This window comes from Gemmatimonadales bacterium (genome assembly GCA_030697825.1).
GTDB lineage: Bacteria > Gemmatimonadota > Gemmatimonadetes > Gemmatimonadales > JACORV01 > JACORV01.
On record JAUYOW010000171.1, the window covers coordinates 1 to 1,617 of the forward strand.

A 1,617-nucleotide genomic window follows, 5' to 3' on the forward strand; every position below is an offset into this window, starting at 1 on the left:
CCCGCCGCGTCGCACCCGCCCTCCCCCATCTCATTGGAGGAGCTGCGCGCGGCGATCGCTGAGCACCCGGTTGGCGCCGCGACCGATCCGGACGGGATCGCGCCGCGATTGCTGCGCCACCTCCCGCCGGCAGCCCTTGCCTGGCTGCTCGCGGTTCTCAACCGCTGCCTCGCGGAGGCGTCCCTCCCCCGCCAATGGCGGACCGGAGTGGCAACCCCCCTGCTCAAGTCGGGCAAGGACGCTACGCAAGTAGCGTCCTACCGCCCAGTGGTGCAGACAAGCCTCTTGTCCCGCACCCTGGAGCGTGTCGTTGCCCGCCGGGTGCGTGCCGTGGTGGACCCACGGCTGGACCAGCACCAGTTTGGGTTCCGGCCGGGCCACGCCGCTGACCTTGCCGTGGGCATGGTCGTGCGCGCGGCGCTGGATGGCTGGTCGTTTGCCGACCGGTTCCTCGACAGGAGGGCGGCCGAGGAGAAGCACGCGGCCGGCAGGGGTGAGGCCCCGCCGAAACGGCACGACGGGCGCAATGTCAGGGTGCGCGACACCCTGCTTGCGGCAGTCGATTTTGCCGACGCGTTTTGCTCGTTTCCCCCGGCCGCTTGCGCGGTGGGGCTCGCCCGCCTCGGCGCACCGGCTGCGGAAGCGGCCTGGATTGCGTCCTTTCTGGCTGGCCGCACTCTGCGCGTCCGTGTCGGTTCGCGCCTGTCGGCGCCGCGGCCGACACCGTGGGGCGTGCCGCAGGGTTCAGTCCTCGGCCCCCTGCTGTGGCTTGTGGTGGCCGACAGCCTTGCGTGTCGTCTCTCCCGGCTGCTCCCTCGCCTGCCGGCGACGTGCGGCTTTGCACTGTTCGCCGACGACCTTTCGGTCTGGGCGACGCAGGCGCACGGCAGTGACCTCGCCCCTGCGAGCGTCGCGATGCAGCACCTCTTGCGGGAGGTCGCGGACTGGGCGGCGATGACTGGGGTAGCCGTCTCGCCCAAGACAGCCGCCCTCCGTTTCTCGCGCAGCCCTCGTGCTGCGGACGAGCCCACGGTGCCGCTGACCTGCGGTCCGGTGGCGCTCGCGGCCGGCCCAGGGTGCATCCGCATCCTCGGCGTCGAAATCGACTCGCGCCTCAACTTCTCCGCTCACACGGAGAAAGTTGTTGGCAAGCTCGAAGCAGTCGCAGTTCGTCTGCGCCGCTTCGTTGCGCTGCTTCGCCCGTCGCAGCTTCGCGTCGTTGCGGCCGCTTGCGGCCTCTCGGCTGCGACGTATGCGTCGCACGTGTGGTGGCCCGTCGCGGCCGCCGACTCGCGGGACCGCATTGTCCCGCGGCTGACGGATCTCGCCTCGCTGGCCTCCGGGTGCACCCGGACCGCATCCGCGGATGCGATCTGGGCGGAGGTCCGCTGGCTGCCGTTCCCGGTGCTCGTGCGCCGGCAGTCTCTCCGCCGGGCGGAGCAGGTCGCTCGTTTGCCGGCCTCGTGTCCCGCTCGTGCGGCTCTCCTTGCGCCGCAGCCGGCGCACGATGCTGTGCCGCGCTGCGCGTGGTCCGCGGACTGCGCTGCTGCGGCCGCGACTCCGGCCGAGCTTGCACCGTGGCGCGGCTCGGTTCCTCCGCTCTCGGTCTCGTCGGCG

General features: G+C 72.0%; 1 protein-coding gene. It reads left to right on the forward strand.

Features of this window, described 5'->3' with window-relative positions; translation table 11 throughout:
- Positions 1-33: 33 nt before the first annotated feature.
- Positions 34-1,617 (forward strand): reverse transcriptase domain-containing protein (locus tag Q8Q85_09320; GenBank protein ID MDP3774453.1); only part of this gene is annotated, 1,584 nt, incomplete at its 3' end.